Origin of the sequence: Streptomyces sp. NPDC098781 (assembly GCF_044759995.1) — a bacterium.
In the GTDB taxonomy this organism is placed as follows: domain Bacteria; phylum Actinomycetota; class Actinomycetes; order Streptomycetales; family Streptomycetaceae; genus Streptomyces.
Window position 1 is genome coordinate 1 of sequence record NZ_JBIWAK010000001.1, and the last position, 16280, is coordinate 16280.

Here is a 16280-nt window from a genome sequence, read left to right on the forward strand (position 1 = left end):
CCGGATCTGGAAGCACAGTAATGTGTGGAGGTGACCGGTACTAATAGGCCGAGGGCTTGTCCATAGAGGCTCGCGTCCACTGTGTTGGTTCTGAGACAACGACCGTGTTGTGTCCGGTCACAGTTTCATAGTGTTTCGGTGGTCATAGCGTGAGGGAAACGCCCGGTTACATTCCGAACCCGGAAGCTAAGCCTTACAGCGCCGATGGTACTGCAGGGGGGACCCTGTGGGAGAGTAGGACACCGCCGAACTCCTTTTAGAGCTCTGGCTCTTGGGCATTACAGCCCGAGGGCCAGAGCTTTTTTGCGTTGAGGTAGGGTCAGGGGGCATCGTAGGTACGTTTTCCACAGGAGGCCCTCGGGTGGAGGTCCAGGAGACTCGCGTCCAGACGGATCGAGTCCTCACCATCCCCAACATCCTCAGCATGGCGCGGCTCGTTGGCGTGCCGCTGTTCCTGTGGCTGATCCTCAGGCCCGAGTTCGGCGGGCCGAAGAGCGATGGCTGGGCTCTCCTGGTGCTGGCTCTGAGCGGCATCAGTGACTACCTGGACGGCAAGCTCGCGCGGCGGTGGAACCAGGTCAGCAGCCTCGGCCGGCTCCTCGACCCGGCAGCCGACCGGCTGTACATCCTCTCGACTCTGGTCGGGCTCACCTGGCGCGAGATTCTGCCGCTCTGGTTGACCGCTGCACTTTTGGCGCGAGAGCTGGTTCTGCTGGTGATGGTGGGCATCCTCAGACGCCACGGCTATCCGCCTCCGCAGGTGAACTTCCTCGGGAAGGCAGCCACGTTCAACCTGATGTACGCCTTCCCGTTGCTGCTGCTCAGTGATGGAAGCGGGTGGATCCCGTCACTCGCTGCTATTTTCGGATGGGCGTTCGCTGGATGGGGTACAACCCTGTACTGGTGGGCAGGAGTCCTCTACGTGGTACAAGTCCGCCGCCTGGTTCGTGCGGATGCCATGGCCGAATGATCTCGCCGATTGAATCGGGCGTAGCGGCTCGATGGCCCGCGGCGGAAAAGTGCGGGACAATCTGGACGGGTGAAGTCGGCTAGACCGTCGTCTCTGCGAGGAGGACGCTTCCGACATGAAGGCCGTTGTGATGGCCGGAGGCGAAGGCACGCGCCTTCGCCCCATGACCTCAAGCATGCCCAAGCCGCTCCTGCCGGTGGCCAACCGGCCGATCATGGAGCACGTACTTCGGCTGCTCAAAAGGCATGGGCTGAATGAGACCGTCGTGACCGTTCAGTTCCTGGCTTCGCTGGTCAAGAACTACTTCGGTGACGGTGAAGAGCTCGGAATGGAGCTCACCTATGCCAACGAGGAGAAGCCACTCGGTACCGCCGGAAGCGTCAAGAACGCCGAAGAGGCGTTGAAGGACGATGCTTTCCTCGTCATCTCCGGCGATGCCCTGACCGACTTCGACCTCACCGAGCTGATCAACTTCCACAAGGAAAAGGGTGCCCTCGTCACCGTCTGTCTGACGCGTGTGCCGAACCCTCTGGAATTCGGCATCACGATCGTCGACGAGGAGGGCAAGGTCGAGCGCTTCCTGGAGAAGCCGACCTGGGGGCAGGTCTTCTCGGACACCGTGAACACCGGCATCTACGTCATGGAGCCCGAGGTCTTCGACTATGTCGAGCCCGATGTTCCCGTGGACTGGTCCGGCGATGTCTTCCCGCAGCTGATGAAGGAAGGCAAGCCGATCTACGGCTACATCGCGGAAGGATATTGGGAGGACGTCGGCACGCACGAGAGCTACGTGAAGGCGCAGGCCGACGTGCTCGAGGGCAAGGTCGACGTCGAACTCGACGGCTTCGAGATCTCCCCGGGTGTGTGGGTGGCCGAAGGTGCCGAAGTGCATCCCGACGCCGTTCTCCGCGGACCCCTGTACATCGGGGACTACGCCAAGGTCGAAGCCGGCACGGAAATCCGGGAACACACCGTCGTCGGCTCGAACGTCGTCGTGAAGAGCGGGGCCTTTCTGCACAAGGCCGTCGTGCACGACAACGTGTACGTCGGCCAGCACAGCAATCTGCGTGGCTGCGTCGTCGGAAAGAACACCGACATCATGCGTGCCGCGCGGATCGAGGACGGCGCGGTCATCGGTGACGAGTGCCTGGTCGGTGAGGAATCGATCGTTCAGGGCAATGTGCGGGTCTACCCGTTCAAGACCATCGAGGCCGGCGCCTTCGTCAACACCTCGGTGATCTGGGAGTCCAGGGGACAGGCGCATCTCTTCGGTGCCCGTGGTGTCTCCGGAATCCTTAACGTGGAGATCACGCCGGAACTCGCCGTGCGGCTGGCCGGCGCGTATGCGACGACCCTGAAGAAGGGTTCCACCGTCACCACGGCCCGCGACCACTCCCGAGGTGCACGCGCGCTGAAGCGGGCGGTGATCTCCGCTCTCCAGGCCAGCGCCATCGACGTACGGGACCTGGAGAACGTACCGCTGCCCGTCGCCAGGCAGCAGACCGCGCGGGGCAGTGCCGGCGGGATCATGATCCGGACGACGCCGGGAGTGCCGGACTCTGTCGACATCATGTTCTTCGACGGGCAGGGAGCCGACCTGTCGCAGGCCAGCCAGCGGAAGCTGGACCGGGTCTTCGCCCGACAGGAGTACCGGCGTGCCTTCCCGGGCGAGATCGGGGACCTGCATTTCCCGTCCAGTGTCTTCGACTCGTACACCGGGTCTTTGCTGCGCAACGTCGACACGACCGGGATCTCGGAGTCCGGGCTGAAGGTCGTCGTGGACGCGTCGAACGGTAGTGCGGGGCTGGTGCTGCCCAGTCTGCTCGGCAAGCTCGGGGTGGACTCGCTGACGATCAACCCGGGTCTCGATGAGTCCAGGCCGACGGAGTCGGCGGATACCCGGCGGTCGGGGCTGGTGCGGCTGGGAGAGATCGTGGCGTCCGCGCGAGCCGCGTTCGGGGTGCGGTTCGACCCGGTCGGCGAGCGGCTGTCGCTGGTCGACGAGAAGGGGCGGATCGTCGAGGACGACCGAGCCCTGCTGGTGATGCTCGACCTGGTGGCCGCTGAGCGGCGCAGCGGGCGGGTGGCGCTGCCGGTGACCACCACGCGGATCGCCGAGCAGGTGGCGGCCTATCACGGGACGCAGGTGGAGTGGACGACGACCTCGCCGGATGACCTCACCCGGGTCGGTCGCGACGACACGACGATCTTCGGTGGTGACGGCAGGGGCGGGTTCATCATCCCGGAGTTCAGCAGCGTCTTCGACGGCACGGCGGCCTTCGTACGGCTGATCGGGCTGGTGGCGCGGACGCAGCTCACGCTCAGCCAGATCGACGCGCGGATTCCGCGGGCGCATGTCATCAAGCGGGATCTCGCGACGCCGTGGGCGGTCAAGGGGCTCGTCATGCGGCGGGTCGTCGAGGAGGCCGGAGATCGCTTTGTCGACACGACCGACGGAGTGCGGGTCGTGGAGACCGACGGGCGGTGGGTGATGGTGCTGCCGGACCCGGCCGAGGCGGTCACGCATCTGTGGGCCGAGGGGCCGGACGACGCGTCCGCGCAGGCCCTGCTCGACGAGTGGTCGGCGGTCGTGGACAGCGCCGGCCGCTGAGGCAAGCCAAACGCGCGCGTGTCGGACAGGTCTCCCCGAACGGGGCCTGTCCGGCACGCCGGTGGGGCCATTCGGAGGTAGTACGCGCGACGTGCGACGATGTCCTGCATGCCGCAGCCGCCCCCCGTTCGGAGCACATCCACGCCGCCTTCGCGCCCGGACGCGTCCATGTCGCTGCTCACCAACGTCATGGATCACAGCCTCGACGACGGGTACGCCGAGGCGGCCGCGCGTAAGAAGGCCGCCGGTGACGGGGGCATGCCCAAGACGCTCAGGGCGAAGTTGGGGCTGGCCGTCGGTCTGGTGCTCGCGGCGCTGGTGGTGACCGTAGGGGCGGCGCAGGCGCGTGTGGCGGCGCCTGTGGTGGCCAAGGAGCGCGAGGAGCTGATCGACCGCATCGACCGGGAGACGGCGGCCGCGGACAAGCTGGAGGACAGCGTCGACGACCTGCGCGCCGACGTGAGCGCACGGCAGCGTGAGGCGCTGAAATCGACCGGCGGCGACCAGGCGGAGCTCGTGGGGGTTCTGGCGGGCGCTGTCGAGGTGCACGGCCCTGGAGTGAAACTCGTCGTGGACGATGCCAAGGAAGCGGGCACGGAGAGCGGCAGTGACCCCCGAGGGGCGTCCGGATTCTCCGACACCGGGCGGGTGCGCGACCGTGACATGCAGCGCGTGGTCAACGGGCTGTGGCAGTCGGGTGCCGAGGCGATCTCGATCAACGGGCAGCGACTTACCGCCTTGTCGGCGATCAGGGCCGCGGGTGACGCGATACTGGTCGACAACAAGCCGCTGGTGCCGCCGTACACGGTGCTCGCGGTGGGGGACGGCGAGCGGCTGAGCACCAGGTTCCAGGACAGTGCCGACGGGTTGTACCTGCATGCCTTGCAGGAGAACTTCGGCATCCGGACCAGTATCTCCGCGCAGGACGACCTCCGGCTGCCCGCAGCACCGAGCGTGATCGTACGTACAGCACAGCCGAACACCGAGAAAACCGAGAAGGGCACATCGTGATCGCCGTACTGGGCCTCGTCGTGGGAGTCGTGGCCGGACTGTTGGTCCGGCCTGAGGTTCCGGCGGTCGTCGAGCCTTATCTGCCGATCGCCGTCGTGGCGGCGCTGGACGCCGTCTTCGGGGGTCTGCGGGCCATGCTCGACGGCATTTTCGACGACAAGGTCTTCGTCGTGTCGTTCCTGTCCAACGTGGTCGTGGCCGCGCTGATCGTGTTCCTGGGCGACAAGTTGGGTGTGGGCGCCCAGCTGTCCACGGGTGTCGTCGTGGTGCTCGGCATCCGGATCTTCTCCAACGCCGCGGCGATCCGCCGGCACGTGTTCCGGGCGTGAGGCCGATGAGCGATCACGACGAGACCACGGAGAACAGGCTGCGTAAGGAACTGCCCGACGAGGTTGCGCCGGGCGCGGCCGAGGCCGGGGACGCCTCCGAGGGCACGGGGACGCCCGATGAGCGCCCGGAGCCCGGGCTGACCGGTCGGCAGCGGCTGGCGCAGGGGCTGTGGCCGCCGCGCGTCACCCGGGCCCAACTCATCGTCGCCCTGCTGCTGTTCGGCCTCGGATTCGGCCTGGCCGTCCAGGTCGCGTCGAACAGCGACGGTGACGGTGCCCTGCGTGGCGCACGTCAGGAAGATCTCGTTCGCATCCTCGATGAACTGGACGACCGTACTCAGCGTCTAGAGGACGAGAAGCAGGGTCTCGAGAAGCAGCGCGACGAACTGGAGAACAGCTCGAACCAGGCCGAGGAGGCCCGCAAGCAGACGGTCGAGAAGGAGAGGCAACTCGGCATTCTGGCGGGCACCGTGGCCGCGCAGGGACCCGGCATCACGATGACCATCGACGACACGAAGGGAACGGTCGAGGCGGACATGCTGCTCGACGCGATCCAGGAGCTGCGCGCTGCCGGTGCCGAGGCGATCCAGGTGAACGACGTACGCGTTGTCGCCGGCACCTATCTGACGGATTCCGGCAACGGTGTGAGCGTCGACGGGAACAAGATCAACGCCCCCTATCGTTTCAAGGTCATCGGCAAACCGCAGGACCTCGAGCCGGCGCTCAACATTCCTGGAGGCGTGGTGCAGACCCTGGAGAAGGAGCAGGCCACCGTGACGATCGAGCAGTCGGACAAGATCGTCGTGGACGCCTTGCGAGCGGCGAAGCGGCCTGACTACGCTCGGTCGTCCTCCCAGTGAACCGACGGTGCATGGGGGACGTCCGAGGAGGGCATGAGGTTGCGGGGGGTCGGCGCACCGAATGGGTGGTGCGTGGTGGAAACTGTCAGGTGCAGACGGACGTTGTGAAGATGTCCGGGTCGGCCAGAGAGTGCAGTCAGGGTTCGTCCTGCCCCACGGGCGGGTCTGTTTCGGTCAAGGGGAATCGCCCGTGAAGTTGTTTGCGAAGTTGTTCGGCAAGAGCGCGCGAGAGGACAACGCCAACGCGACCGCTCGTCACCGCGCACAGGGGGACGAGGACGTCCAGCGCCCACTGTTCAGGGACCAGGTGCCTGGTCCGGGCGGTGACATTTCGGGAGGTCAGGGCGCGCCGTCGGTTGACCCTGGCCAGTCCGGCGGCATAGGTTTCGGGCAACCGTCAGCCTCAAGTACGGGTGGAGGGTTTTCCCCGATGTCGGCCCTGGTGTGTACGAGGTGCGGTAACCGCAACGCGGAGAACAGCCGCTTCTGCTCCAACTGCGGCGCCCCGCTGCGAGCCGGCGCGACGCCGGAGCGTCCGTCCGAGACGACCTCCACGATCTCCATCTCCGGTCTCGAGGCCTACGACGCCGAAGCCACCGGTCAGACGCAGATCCCGGCGCTCTCGCCCGAGGCCCAGGCGGCCGTCGACGCGCTGCCGCTGGGCTCCGCGCTCCTGGTGGTGCGCCGCGGCCCGAACTCGGGCAGCCGGTTCCTCCTGGACGGCGATCTGACCACGGCCGGACGCCACCCACAGAGCGACATCTTCCTGGACGACGTGACGGTCTCGCGCCGGCACGTGGAGTTCCGCCGCCTTCAGGACGGCTCGTTCACGGTGGCCGACGTCGGCAGCCTGAACGGCACGTACGTCAACCGCGAGCGGATCGACCAGGTCGCCCTGAACAACGGTGACGAGGTGCAGATCGGCAAGTACCGGCTGGTCTTCTACGCGAGCCAGCGGGGCTACTGACCCTCCCCCGGAGTCCGTCCGGGGAGACCCAGGGAAGGTCCATGCTGAAAACACCGAGCGGCGGTGCCAGGCACGGCACCGCCGCCACGGACGGTCGGCTGATGAGCATCGGCACGGTGCTGAACGTGCTGCGCGACGAGTTCCCTGACATCACCATCTCCAAGATCCGTTTCCTGGAGTCGGAAGGCCTGGTCGAGCCCCGGCGGACCCCCTCGGGGTATCGGAAGTTCAGCGCGCAGGACGTCGAGCGGCTCGGTCACGTCCTGCGGATGCAGCGTGACCACTATCTGCCGCTCAAGGTGATCCGGGAGCACCTTGACGCCATGGAGCGGGGCGAGGCGGCACCGCTGCCGGCCGTGTGCCGCCAGCGGGACGGAGAAACGGTCCTGGAGCCCGTGGAGGGGCCCGCCCCGGCCAGGATCGGTCGGGCCGAGCTGCTCGCGGCCGCCGAGATCGGTGAGCGGGAACTCGCGGAGTGGGAGTCGTACGGGCTGATCACTGCGTTGCCGGACGGGGCGTACGACGCGGAGGCAGTGAATGTGGCCTCGCTCGTGGCCGAGCTGGGGCGGTTCGGGATCGAGCCAAGGCATCTTCGGGTGATGAAGGCCGCCGCCGACCGTGAGGCCGGGCTCGTGGACCAGGTCGTGGCGCCGCTGCGCCGCCACCGCAACCCCCAGACCAGGGCACATGCCGAGGCGCGTGCCAAGGAGCTGGCCGGGCTCACCGTGAAGCTGCACGCCGCGCTGGTGCAGACCGCCCTCGGGGTGCGGCTGCCCTGAGCGGGACAAGCACAGGGAGGCCGGATCGGCCACCCGTTCCCGGCCCGACTACCCAAACGTCCCGAGCACGGCCTAGGGTTGCTGTGTGAACGAGCTCGATGTCGTAGGTGTCCGGGTCGAAATGCCCTCCAACCAACCGATCGTGCTCCTGCGCGAAGTGGGAGGCGACCGTTACCTCCCCATCTGGATCGGACCGGGGGAGGCGACGGCGATCGCCTTCGCCCAGCAGGGCATGGCCCCCGCGCGACCGCTGACCCACGACCTGTTCAAGGACGTGCTGGAGGCCGTCGGTCAGGAGCTCACCGAAGTACGCATCACGGACCTCCGTGAAGGCGTGTTCTACGCCGAGCTGGTCTTCGCCAGCGGCGTCGAGGTGAGTGCCCGCCCCTCCGATGCCATAGCGCTGGCCCTGCGCACCGGAACGCCGATCTACGGCAGCGACGGGGTGCTGGACGACGCCGGCATCGCGATCCCGGACGAGCAGGAGGACGAGGTGGAGAAGTTCCGCGAGTTCCTCGACCAGATCTCGCCGGAGGACTTCGGCACCAGCAGTCAGTGAGGTCGTGTGGGTGGTGCCGGGCGGACTCTCGGTCCGTGAGGGTACGGCCCACAGCCGGTCACGGCTCGAATGCCGGCAAATGCCAGCGGCGAGCGAGAGCGTCCTGAGCCCTGCCCCGAGCGCATTCGGCTAGCCTTTCCCCGCGGTGGGGTACGGGAAACCACTCTCAGGGTGATTATCACTCGGCGTGCCGAGTGTGGCGATCGTTGACGCACCCCGGGTGACTGCCTACCGTCGAGAAGGCAGGTCAAGGACGGAGGTCGGCGTGAGAAGCAGCGGCGACGGTACGGCTGGGGGAGTTCCCGAGCGCAGTCTCGGGGCGAGCGGACCGTACCCGCTTCACGGCATCGCGGATCACGCTTCGCAGCGACCGACGGCCGTGCCGAGCAGCGGCGGAGGGGCGGCGTCCATGGCGACCGAGGAGATCGGGTATCGCGGTCCGACGGCGTGTGCGGCCGCCGGCATCACATACCGGCAATTGGACTACTGGGCCCGCACCGGCCTGGTCGAGCCGAGCGTGCGGCCCGCTTACGGGTCGGGGACGCAGCGGCTGTACAGCTTCCGGGACGTCGTCGTCCTGAAGATCGTCAAGCGCTTCCTCGACACCGGTGTGTCGCTCCAGAACATCCGCACCGCCGTTCAGCATCTGCGGGAGCGGGGCTTTCGCGATCTCGAGCGCATGACGCTGATGAGCGACGGCGCGACGGTGTACGAGTGCACGTCGCCCGACGAGGTGCACGCGCTGCTCCAGGGCGGGCAGGGGATCTTCGGTATCGCGGTGGGCGTGGTGTGGCGGGACGTCGAGAGCGCGCTCTCGCAGCTGCACGGGGAGCGGATCGACACCGGCGAGACGCTCGTCGGGCACAACCCGGCGGACGAGCTGGCTCGGCGGCGCAACCGGGCGGTCTGACCCCCAGGTCATTGTCAGTGGCGTGAGGCAGCATCAGAGGTGTGAGAAACGCGCCCACGATCCTGCATCTCGACATGGATGCCTTCTACGCCTCGGTGGAGCAGGCATCCAAGCCGAGCCTGCGCGGGAAGGCCGTGATCGTGGGCGGGCTCGGGCCGCGGGGCGTCGTCGCCACCGCCTCCTACGAGGCCAGGGTCTTCGGGGTGCACTCGGCGATGCCCATGGGGCAGGCGCGTCGGCTGGCGCCGAATGCCGCGTATCTCGTGCCGCGCTTCGGGATCTACCGCGACATCAGCGAGCAGGTGATGGCGCTGCTGCGCGAGCTGTCGCCGCTGGTGGAGCCACTGAGCCTGGATGAGGCGTTCGTGGATCTGGAGGCCGGGGACGCGGCCTGGGATGAGGCGTCGGCGCGGCTGGTGGGAGCGAAGCTGCGGGCCGACATACGGGCCGGCACGGGGCTGGCGGGGTCGGTGGGGCTGGCCGCGTCCAAGATGCTCGCGAAGATCGCCTCAGAGGAGGCCAAGCCCGACGGGCTGGTGGTGATCGAGCCGGGCACCGAGCGGGCGATGCTCGGGCCGATGTCGGTGCGGACCCTGCCCGGGGTGGGCCCGGCGACCGGGGACCATCTGCGGCGGGCCGGCATCCACACAGTCGAGGAGATCGCCGAGGCGGGTGAGGACGAGCTCGTCCGGCTGCTGGGCAAGGCGCATGGGCACGCCCTGTACGCGATGGCCCTGGCGCACGACGAGCGGCCCGTGGTGGCCGAGCGGGAGGCCAAGTCGGTGTCGGTCGAGGACACCTATGACGTGGACATCCACGACCGGGTGCGGGTGGGGTTGGAGGTCCAGCGGCTGGCGGACCGCTGTGTGCGCAGGTTGCGGGGTGCCGGGTTGTCCGGGCGGACGATCGTGCTCAAGGTGCGGCGGTACGACTTCTCGACCTTGACCCGGTCCGAGACCTTGCGCGGCCCCACGGACGATCCGGGCGTGGTCCGGGAGGCGGCCGCCCGGCTGCTCGATTCCGTGGACACGACGGGTGGCGTACGGCTGCTCGGGGTCGGGGTCAGCGGGCTGGCCGACTACACGCAGGAGGATCTGTTCGCGCAGGCCGCGGGGGAGCGGGTGGAGGAGGCGGCGGAGCACGGTGAGGAAGAGGCGGCGGCCGCGGGGCACGCCGAGGACGTGACCGAGCGGCGGTGGCACGCGGGGCACGATGTGCGGCACGCCGAGTTCGGGCACGGGTGGGTGCAGGGGAGCGGGCTGGGACGGGTGACGGTGCGGTTCGAGACGCCCTGGTCGGAGCCGGGGCGGGTGCGGACGTTCCGGGTCGAGGACCCGGACCTGGAGGCCGCGGAGCCCCTGCCGTTGGTGGAGGGGCGGTCCGGACGAGATGAGGGCGGCGAGGGAGCCGCGACCGGTGCCGGCGGGGGACTGGGGGCGCAGGAGCCGCCTGTGGCGCATGGGTAGGGCGGGCGGGGGCGCTGGGGCGTACCGGAGCCGCCGTTGTGCGCCCTCAGGGGTGCGGGTGAGTGGTCTTCGGGCCGTTGTTGTCGGGATCCTCCGCGCCCGCCAGTTTGCCGAAGTCCCGGTCGGGCGGTGGGGGCGAGGCGGCGACGTCGAGGCCGTAGTGGTGGTAGAGCTGGAGTTCCTGTTCGGGGGAAAGGTGGCGGCCCACCCCGAAGTCGGGGGCGTCCTTGATCAGGGTGCGGTCGAAGGGGACGTGGAGGGTGCCCTCCACCAGTTCGCTGGGCTCCAGGGGTACGAAGGCGTCCCGGGAGAACAGGCCCGTGCGTATCGCCGCCCATTCCGGCACTCCCGTCGCGTCGTCGAGATAGACCTCGTCGATGGTGCCGATCTTGGTGCCGTTGCGGTCGAAGGCCTTGCGGCCGATCAGATTGCGCGGATCGATGTCGGTCTGCACGGGCCCTCCACTTGGTCGCAACTCATCCGTAAGCACTACGAAAAGGCAGATTGGTGAGAGCGGCCACTTGAAGGTCCGTGCGCCGACCTCGCTGGTAGGCTGACTAGCGGCTGCTGACCCCGTGCGGGAGAGTCCTCCGGAGAACACCGGAGGCGCCGAAGGAGCAAATCCTCCCCGGAATCTCTCAGGCTCACGTACCGCACGGACGAGGTCACTCTGGAAAGCAGGGCGGGTGTCGACGGCTTCCGCTCTCACCGACGGTGAAAGCCGACGGCCTTCGGGCTGTCCGGTGAAGCTCTCAGGTTGAGATGACAGAGGGGGAGGCCGTTCGGGTACCCGCGCCGTGGTGCCCCTCGAAGGTCGTCAGACCAGGAGGCCTCCGCAATGACCGCCCACCGCATTCCGCTCTCCGAGCTCGAGCAGGGTATCCCCTTCGAGCAGCGCCACATCGGCCCTGATCATGAGGCTCGGGCCAAGATGCTCGCCCAGGTCGGGTACGGCTCGCTGGACGAACTGACCGCCGCCGCGGTGCCGGACGTGATCAAGAACGCCGACTCCCTCGACCTGCCCGGGGCGCGTACCGAGCCCGAGGTGCTGGCCGAGCTGCGGTCGCTCGCCGACCGCAACCAGGTGCTGGACTCGATGATCGGGCTCGGGTACTACGGCACCTTCACGCCGCCGGTCATCCTGCGGAATGTCATGGAGAACCCGGCCTGGTACACCGCCTACACGCCGTACCAGCCGGAGATCTCGCAGGGACGGCTCGAAGCCCTGCTGAACTTCCAGACCATGGTCGCCGAGCTCACCGGACTGCCGACGTCCGGTGCCTCGCTGCTGGACGAGGGGACCGCGGCGGCCGAGGCCATGGCCCTGTCACGGCGCATGGGCCGGAACAAGAAGGGTCTCTTCCTGGTCGACGCGGATGTGCTTCCGCAGACGATCGCCGTGATCGAGACCCGCGCCGAGCCCACCGGGGTGGAGGTCGTGGTCGCCGACCTCAGCGACGGCATTCCGGCCGAGATCGCCTCGCGTGAGATCACCGGCGTGCTCCTTCAGTACCCGGGCGCCTCCGGTGTCGTACGGGACATCAAGCCCGTCATCGAGCAGGCCCACGAGCTGGGTGCGCTCGTCACCGTCGCCGCGGATCTGCTCGCGCTCACCCTGCTGCGGTCGCCCGGCGAGCTCGGGGCGGACATCGCGGTCGGCACGACGCAGCGGTTCGGTGTGCCGATGGGCTTCGGCGGTCCGCACGCCGGCTACATGGCCGTGCACGAGAAGTTCGCGCGCAGCCTGCCGGGGCGGCTCGTGGGCGTGTCCGTGGACGCCGACGGGAACAAGGCCTACCGGCTCGCTCTCCAGACGCGTGAGCAGCACATCCGGCGCGAGAAGGCGACCAGCAACATCTGTACCGCTCAGGTGCTGCTGGCCGTGATGGCCGGGATGTACGCCGTCTACCACGGGCCCGAGGGGCTCAAGGGCATCGCGCGGCGCACCCACCGTTACGCCTCGATCCTCGCCGCGGGGCTCACGGCCGGTGGCGTCGAGGTCGTGCACGGTTCCTACTTCGACACGCTGACCGCGCGGATGCCCGGAAAGGCCGCCCAGGTGGTCGCCGCCGCCCGCCAGAACGGCGTCAACCTGCGCCTCGTCGACGCCGACCACGTCTCCGTCGCCTGCGACGAGACCACCGCGCGGGCCCAGCTGGGCGCCGTATGGACGGCGTTCGGGGTCGAGGGGGACATCGAGGCACTGGACGCGGCGACCGAGGACACCCTTCCGGGCGACCTGCTGCGCGGCGACGACTACCTCACGCACCCCGTCTTCCACCAGCACCGCTCCGAGACCGCGATGCTGCGCTATCTGCGCCGGCTGGCGGACCGGGACTACGCGCTGGACCGCGGCATGATCCCGCTGGGCTCCTGCACGATGAAGCTCAACGCGACCACCGAGATGGAGCCGGTCACCTGGCCGGAGTTCGGGCAGCTGCACCCCTTCGCGCCCGCCGAGCAGGCGCAGGGCTATCTGACGCTCATCCGTGAGGTGGAGGAACGTCTCGCCGAGGTCACCGGCTACGACAAGGTCTCGCTCCAGCCGAACGCCGGGTCGCAGGGTGAGCTGGCCGGGCTGCTCGCGGTGCGCGGGTACCACCGGGCCAACGGCGACGAGCAGCGGACCGTCTGCCTCATCCCGTCCTCGGCGCACGGCACGAACGCCGCCAGCGCCGTCATGGCCGGCATGAAGGTCGTCGTCGTGAAGACCGCCGAGGACGGCGAGATCGACGTCGAGGACCTGCGGGCCAAGATCGAGAAGCACCGCGACGAGCTGTCCGTGCTGATGATCACGTACCCGTCGACGCACGGTGTGTTCGAGGAGCACGTCGCCGACATCTGCGCGCAGGTACACGAGGCCGGCGGGCAGGTGTACGTCGACGGCGCGAACCTCAACGCGCTGGTGGGGCTCGCCAAGCCCGGGCACTTCGGCGGTGACGTCTCGCACCTGAACCTGCACAAGACCTTCTGCATTCCGCACGGCGGCGGCGGTCCGGGTGTCGGCCCGGTCGGTGTGCGCGCGCACCTGGCGCCGTACCTGCCCAACCACCCGCTCCAGCCCGCCGCCGGTCCGGAGACGGGTGTCGGCCCGATCTCCGCCGCGCCGTGGGGCTCCGCGGGCATCCTGCCCATCTCCTGGGCGTACGTCCGTCTCATGGGCGGCGAGGGGCTGAAGCGCGCCACGCAGGTGGCCGTGCTGTCCGCCAACTACATCGCCAAGCGGCTGGAGCCGCACTACCCCGTGCTTTACACCGGCCCGGGCGGGCTGGTCGCGCACGAGTGCATCATCGACCTGCGGCCGCTGACCAAGGCGACCGGCGTGAGCGTCGACGACGTGGCCAAGCGGCTCATCGACTACGGCTTCCACGCGCCGACGATGTCGTTCCCGGTGGCCGGGACGCTGATGATCGAGCCGACCGAGTCCGAGGACCTGATCGAACTCGACCGGTTCTGCGATGCGATGATCGCCATCCGTGCGGAGATCGAGAAGGTCGGGTCGGGTCAGTGGCCCGCCGAGGACAACCCGCTGCACAACGCCCCGCACACCGCCGACGCGCTCGGCGGGGAGTGGGAGCACGCGTACACCCGTGCGGAGGCCGTGTTCCCGGCCGGGGTGTCGGCCGCCGAGAAGTACTGGCCGCCGGTGCGCCGCATCGACCAGGCCTTCGGCGACCGGAACCTGGTGTGCTCGTGCCCGCCGCTGGACGCGTACGAGGACTGAGCTCGAAGTAGGTGTGTGAAGAAGGGCTCCGCCCCGGCCGTAGGTGGCCGGGGCGGAGCCTTTTCCGCACCCGCCGCGACTGGTACCGCTGTCCGTAGCGGACCGGTCGTGCCTGGTCACCGGTCGTGCCTGGTCAGGGGGCGTTGTCAGTGCCGGATGCCACTATTCGTGGCATGAGTGACGAGCCGTTCAACTGGCATGGCTTCCTGGGGCGTTGGCAGGAGGAGTGGGTTCCGCGGGACGAGGGGGACGAGGACGATGACGGCACCGACGTGCCGCTGGGCCGACCCGGGGCGGACGAGGCGGCGATCGCCGCGGCCGAGGCCCGGCTGGGGCGGGGGCTGCCGCCGTCGTACCGGGAGTTCCTGGCCGTGAGCGAAGGGTGGCGCGTCGATCAGACGGCCGGGATCTATCAGCTCGGCGGTGCCGCGGACATCGACTGGTTCGGGGACCCGTACGACATGGCCCCCATGTACGAGGAGAACCTGGGCGACAACCCGCGCACGGAGGACGTCCTGCTGGCCGGGATGTGGCGACGGGCGCTCCGGCTGGAGACGGATTCGGACATGTCGCACGCCCTGCTCGACCCGGGCGACAGTGACCAGGACGGCGAGTGGGCGCTCTACGTGTACAAGGGCTGGAGCGGTGAACTGCCGGACCGTTACCCGTCGTTCCGTGCCTACATGGAGGCCATGTACCGCGGCTTCCACTCCCAACGGGCCGGGAGAGCCGACTTCGTGAACGCGACCACGCGTGCCCAGGACGCCCATGTGGAGGAGGCCCGCCTGCTGGCCCTGCGCGGGCGGTACGAGGAGGCTCAGCCGCTCCTGGAGGAGGCGCGGTCCTTCGGGCGGCCCCGCAGCGCCGTCCTGCTCGATCAGCTCCTGCACCTGCGGGCTCCGCGCAGTTCCCGGGGGTACGGCCATCTGGTGGCCGACCCGCGCTACCTGCCCGAGCTTCTGCCCGTGGAGGCCATGACGGCGTCGGACGGCGGCCGGCGGCTGGGCGGGGACGACCACTGGCTCGGGATGATGCACGCCCGTGGGGCGGACCGTAAGACCGCCGAGGCCGTGCTGAGCGCGATGCGGGACGGCAGCCATCGCTACGCGCCGCCGGGAGTGTGGGGCCGGGCCGTCGCCGAGGCCCGGGAGGCGGCTCGCTGGGGGGCCGGCGACGCCGCGTGGCGGGTGCTGCGGGAGGCGCTCCCGCGGTGGGAGGCACCCGGGCCGTCCCTGATCGCCCCGATCGGCCTGCTCGCGGATCCGGTGCTGGGTCCGCTGATCACCCCCGAGCGTGGACGGGAGCTCCTCGCGACACCGAGGGCCGGGGAGACGGGACCCGCCCCCGAGCCGGTGCCCGATCTCGACCCGCCCGGCCTCGCCTGGCTGACGGAAACCGCCGGGCACCAGCGGCCGTTCGACGGGTACCGCTGTGTCTGGGTCGAGGGGGTCGATCCCGCCCGCCTGCCCGCCCTGATCGGCGAGGAAGGCGCCGAACTGAGCGCGCCCGCGGATCCGCTCAGGGTGTCCTGGCGGGCACCCGCGCCGCACGAGCGGGAGGGCGTGGAACTCTGGGAGGACCGGGCCGTGGTCGCCGTCGGCCGTACCGCCGGGGGGTGGGCCTTCGCCTTCGACGGCCACTCGCACCACCACCTGAACCATCTGTTCCTGTCCCCGGCACCGGCCGCCTCCTCGGGGGTCGGTCGTGCGGTGGTGGTGTGGGTCGATCCAAGTCGATCGTCTCAGGGCGGCCACCCGGGAGCGTTCCACGTGTCGGTGGCCGAACAGGGTGTGGAGCTCTACGCGTTCACCGTGCGGGGCACGGAGATCCAGCGTTCCGGAGCGATACCCGAGGCCCTGGACCCCGCACGGCTGTTCCGCCAGGAGGACGGCGAACCCGAGTGCGAACGGCGTGCGTTGGAAGCCCTGCACCGCGAACTCGGGCTCTCCCTTCCCCGCTTCGCGCTGACCAAGGGCAAGCTCCACACCTTCACCACGCGGTCATGGACCCGGGCGCCCCGCGAGGGCGAGGGATTTGCCTACCTCAGCTTCGCGCGGCTCCGGTCGTGACGCCGGCCGTCGGTTCGGGGAGAGA

Annotated in this window: 13 protein-coding genes, 1 rRNA gene and 1 riboswitch; of the genes, 13 read left to right on the top strand and 1 reads right to left on the bottom strand. The window is 69.0% G+C overall.

The features are described 5' to 3' along the window. Positions 1 to 134: 134 nt before the first annotated feature. The 11 genes from rrf (at position 135) to ACIQWG_RS00055 (ending at position 10462) form a co-directional block, all read left to right on the top strand. Positions 135 to 251 (top strand): 5S ribosomal RNA (gene rrf / locus ACIQWG_RS00005). Between the two features lie 110 nt (positions 252 to 361). After that, positions 362 to 970 carry a CDP-alcohol phosphatidyltransferase family protein gene (locus ACIQWG_RS00010; protein ID WP_404088450.1) on the top strand — a complete coding sequence of 203 codons (609 nt, stop codon included), beginning with the start codon at positions 362 to 364 and terminating at the stop codon, positions 968 to 970. 115 nt (positions 971 to 1085) lie between these two features. After that, positions 1086 to 3581 (top strand): sugar phosphate nucleotidyltransferase, encoded by a 2496-nt coding sequence (locus ACIQWG_RS00015; protein ID WP_404088452.1) that lies wholly within the window; start codon positions 1086 to 1088, stop codon positions 3579 to 3581. A 108-nt stretch (positions 3582 to 3689) separates the two neighbouring features. Next, the gene (locus ACIQWG_RS00020) at positions 3690 to 4592 is read left to right on the top strand and encodes a DUF881 domain-containing protein (RefSeq protein WP_404088455.1); all 903 of its coding nucleotides are present in this window, start codon (positions 3690 to 3692) and stop codon (positions 4590 to 4592) included. After that, positions 4589 to 4921 (top strand): small basic family protein, encoded by a 333-nt coding sequence (locus ACIQWG_RS00025; RefSeq protein WP_003988855.1) that lies wholly within the window; start codon positions 4589 to 4591, stop codon positions 4919 to 4921. The genes ACIQWG_RS00020 and ACIQWG_RS00025 overlap by 4 nt, the downstream gene beginning before the upstream one ends. Before the next feature lie 5 nt (positions 4922 to 4926). Next, positions 4927 to 5781: a DUF881 domain-containing protein gene (locus ACIQWG_RS00030; protein ID WP_404088458.1), complete on the top strand. Its 855-nt coding sequence runs from the start codon at positions 4927 to 4929 to the stop codon at positions 5779 to 5781. Positions 5782 to 5842: 61 nt separating this feature from the next. Continuing rightward, positions 5843 to 6748 carry an FHA domain-containing protein gene (locus ACIQWG_RS00035; protein ID WP_404088460.1) on the top strand — a complete coding sequence of 302 codons (906 nt, stop codon included), beginning with the start codon at positions 5843 to 5845 and terminating at the stop codon, positions 6746 to 6748. A 41-nt stretch (positions 6749 to 6789) separates the two neighbouring features. After that, positions 6790 to 7527 carry a MerR family transcriptional regulator gene (locus ACIQWG_RS00040; RefSeq protein WP_404088462.1) on the top strand — a complete coding sequence of 246 codons (738 nt, stop codon included), beginning with the start codon at positions 6790 to 6792 and terminating at the stop codon, positions 7525 to 7527. A gap of 85 nt (positions 7528 to 7612) precedes the next feature. Beyond that, positions 7613 to 8086 (top strand): bifunctional nuclease family protein, encoded by a 474-nt coding sequence (locus tag ACIQWG_RS00045; protein ID WP_004002801.1) that lies wholly within the window; start codon positions 7613 to 7615, stop codon positions 8084 to 8086. 265 nt (positions 8087 to 8351) lie between these two features. Next, positions 8352 to 8996, top strand: coding sequence for a MerR family transcriptional regulator (locus ACIQWG_RS00050; RefSeq protein ID WP_404088464.1), 645 nt, complete (start codon positions 8352 to 8354; stop codon positions 8994 to 8996). Between the two features lie 41 nt (positions 8997 to 9037). Beyond that, complete coding sequence (locus ACIQWG_RS00055; protein ID WP_404088466.1) at positions 9038 to 10462, top strand: DNA polymerase IV; 1425 nt, start codon at positions 9038 to 9040, stop codon at positions 10460 to 10462. Between the two features lie 46 nt (positions 10463 to 10508). Here the strand turns inward: ACIQWG_RS00055 and ACIQWG_RS00060 are convergent, their stop codons facing one another. Further along, complete coding sequence (locus ACIQWG_RS00060; RefSeq protein WP_404088468.1) at positions 10509 to 10916, bottom strand: PRC-barrel domain-containing protein; 408 nt, start codon at positions 10914 to 10916, stop codon at positions 10509 to 10511. Positions 10917 to 11030: 114 nt separating this feature from the next. Then, a riboswitch (glycine riboswitch) is annotated at positions 11031 to 11126 on the top strand. A 174-nt stretch (positions 11127 to 11300) separates the two neighbouring features. On the opposite strand from ACIQWG_RS00060, the gene gcvP reads away from it, so the two are divergent. Both gcvP and ACIQWG_RS00070 read left to right on the top strand, forming a co-directional pair. Continuing rightward, positions 11301 to 14186 carry an aminomethyl-transferring glycine dehydrogenase gene (gene gcvP, locus ACIQWG_RS00065; protein ID WP_404088471.1) on the top strand — a complete coding sequence of 962 codons (2886 nt, stop codon included), beginning with the start codon at positions 11301 to 11303 and terminating at the stop codon, positions 14184 to 14186. A gap of 173 nt (positions 14187 to 14359) precedes the next feature. Further along, positions 14360 to 16255: an SMI1/KNR4 family protein gene (locus ACIQWG_RS00070; RefSeq protein ID WP_404088473.1), complete on the top strand. Its 1896-nt coding sequence runs from the start codon at positions 14360 to 14362 to the stop codon at positions 16253 to 16255. The last annotated feature ends 25 nt before the right edge of the window (positions 16256 to 16280 follow it).

Bases quoted from the DNA above. Each gene is read 5' to 3' on its own strand.
- gcvP (WP_404088471.1), top strand. From the start codon at position 11,301: ATGACCGCCCACCGCATTCCGCTCTCCGAGCTCGAGCAGGGTATCCCC.
- ACIQWG_RS00040 (WP_404088462.1), top strand. From the start codon at position 6,790: ATGCTGAAAACACCGAGCGGCGGTGCCAGGCACGGCACCGCCGCCACG.
- ACIQWG_RS00015 (WP_404088452.1), top strand. From the start codon at position 1,086: ATGAAGGCCGTTGTGATGGCCGGAGGCGAAGGCACGCGCCTTCGCCCC.
- ACIQWG_RS00035 (WP_404088460.1), top strand. From the start codon at position 5,843: ATGGGTGGTGCGTGGTGGAAACTGTCAGGTGCAGACGGACGTTGTGAA.
- ACIQWG_RS00070 (WP_404088473.1), top strand. From the start codon at position 14,360: ATGAGTGACGAGCCGTTCAACTGGCATGGCTTCCTGGGGCGTTGGCAG.
- ACIQWG_RS00030 (WP_404088458.1), top strand. From the start codon at position 4,927: ATGAGCGATCACGACGAGACCACGGAGAACAGGCTGCGTAAGGAACTG.
- ACIQWG_RS00020 (WP_404088455.1), top strand. From the start codon at position 3,690: ATGCCGCAGCCGCCCCCCGTTCGGAGCACATCCACGCCGCCTTCGCGC.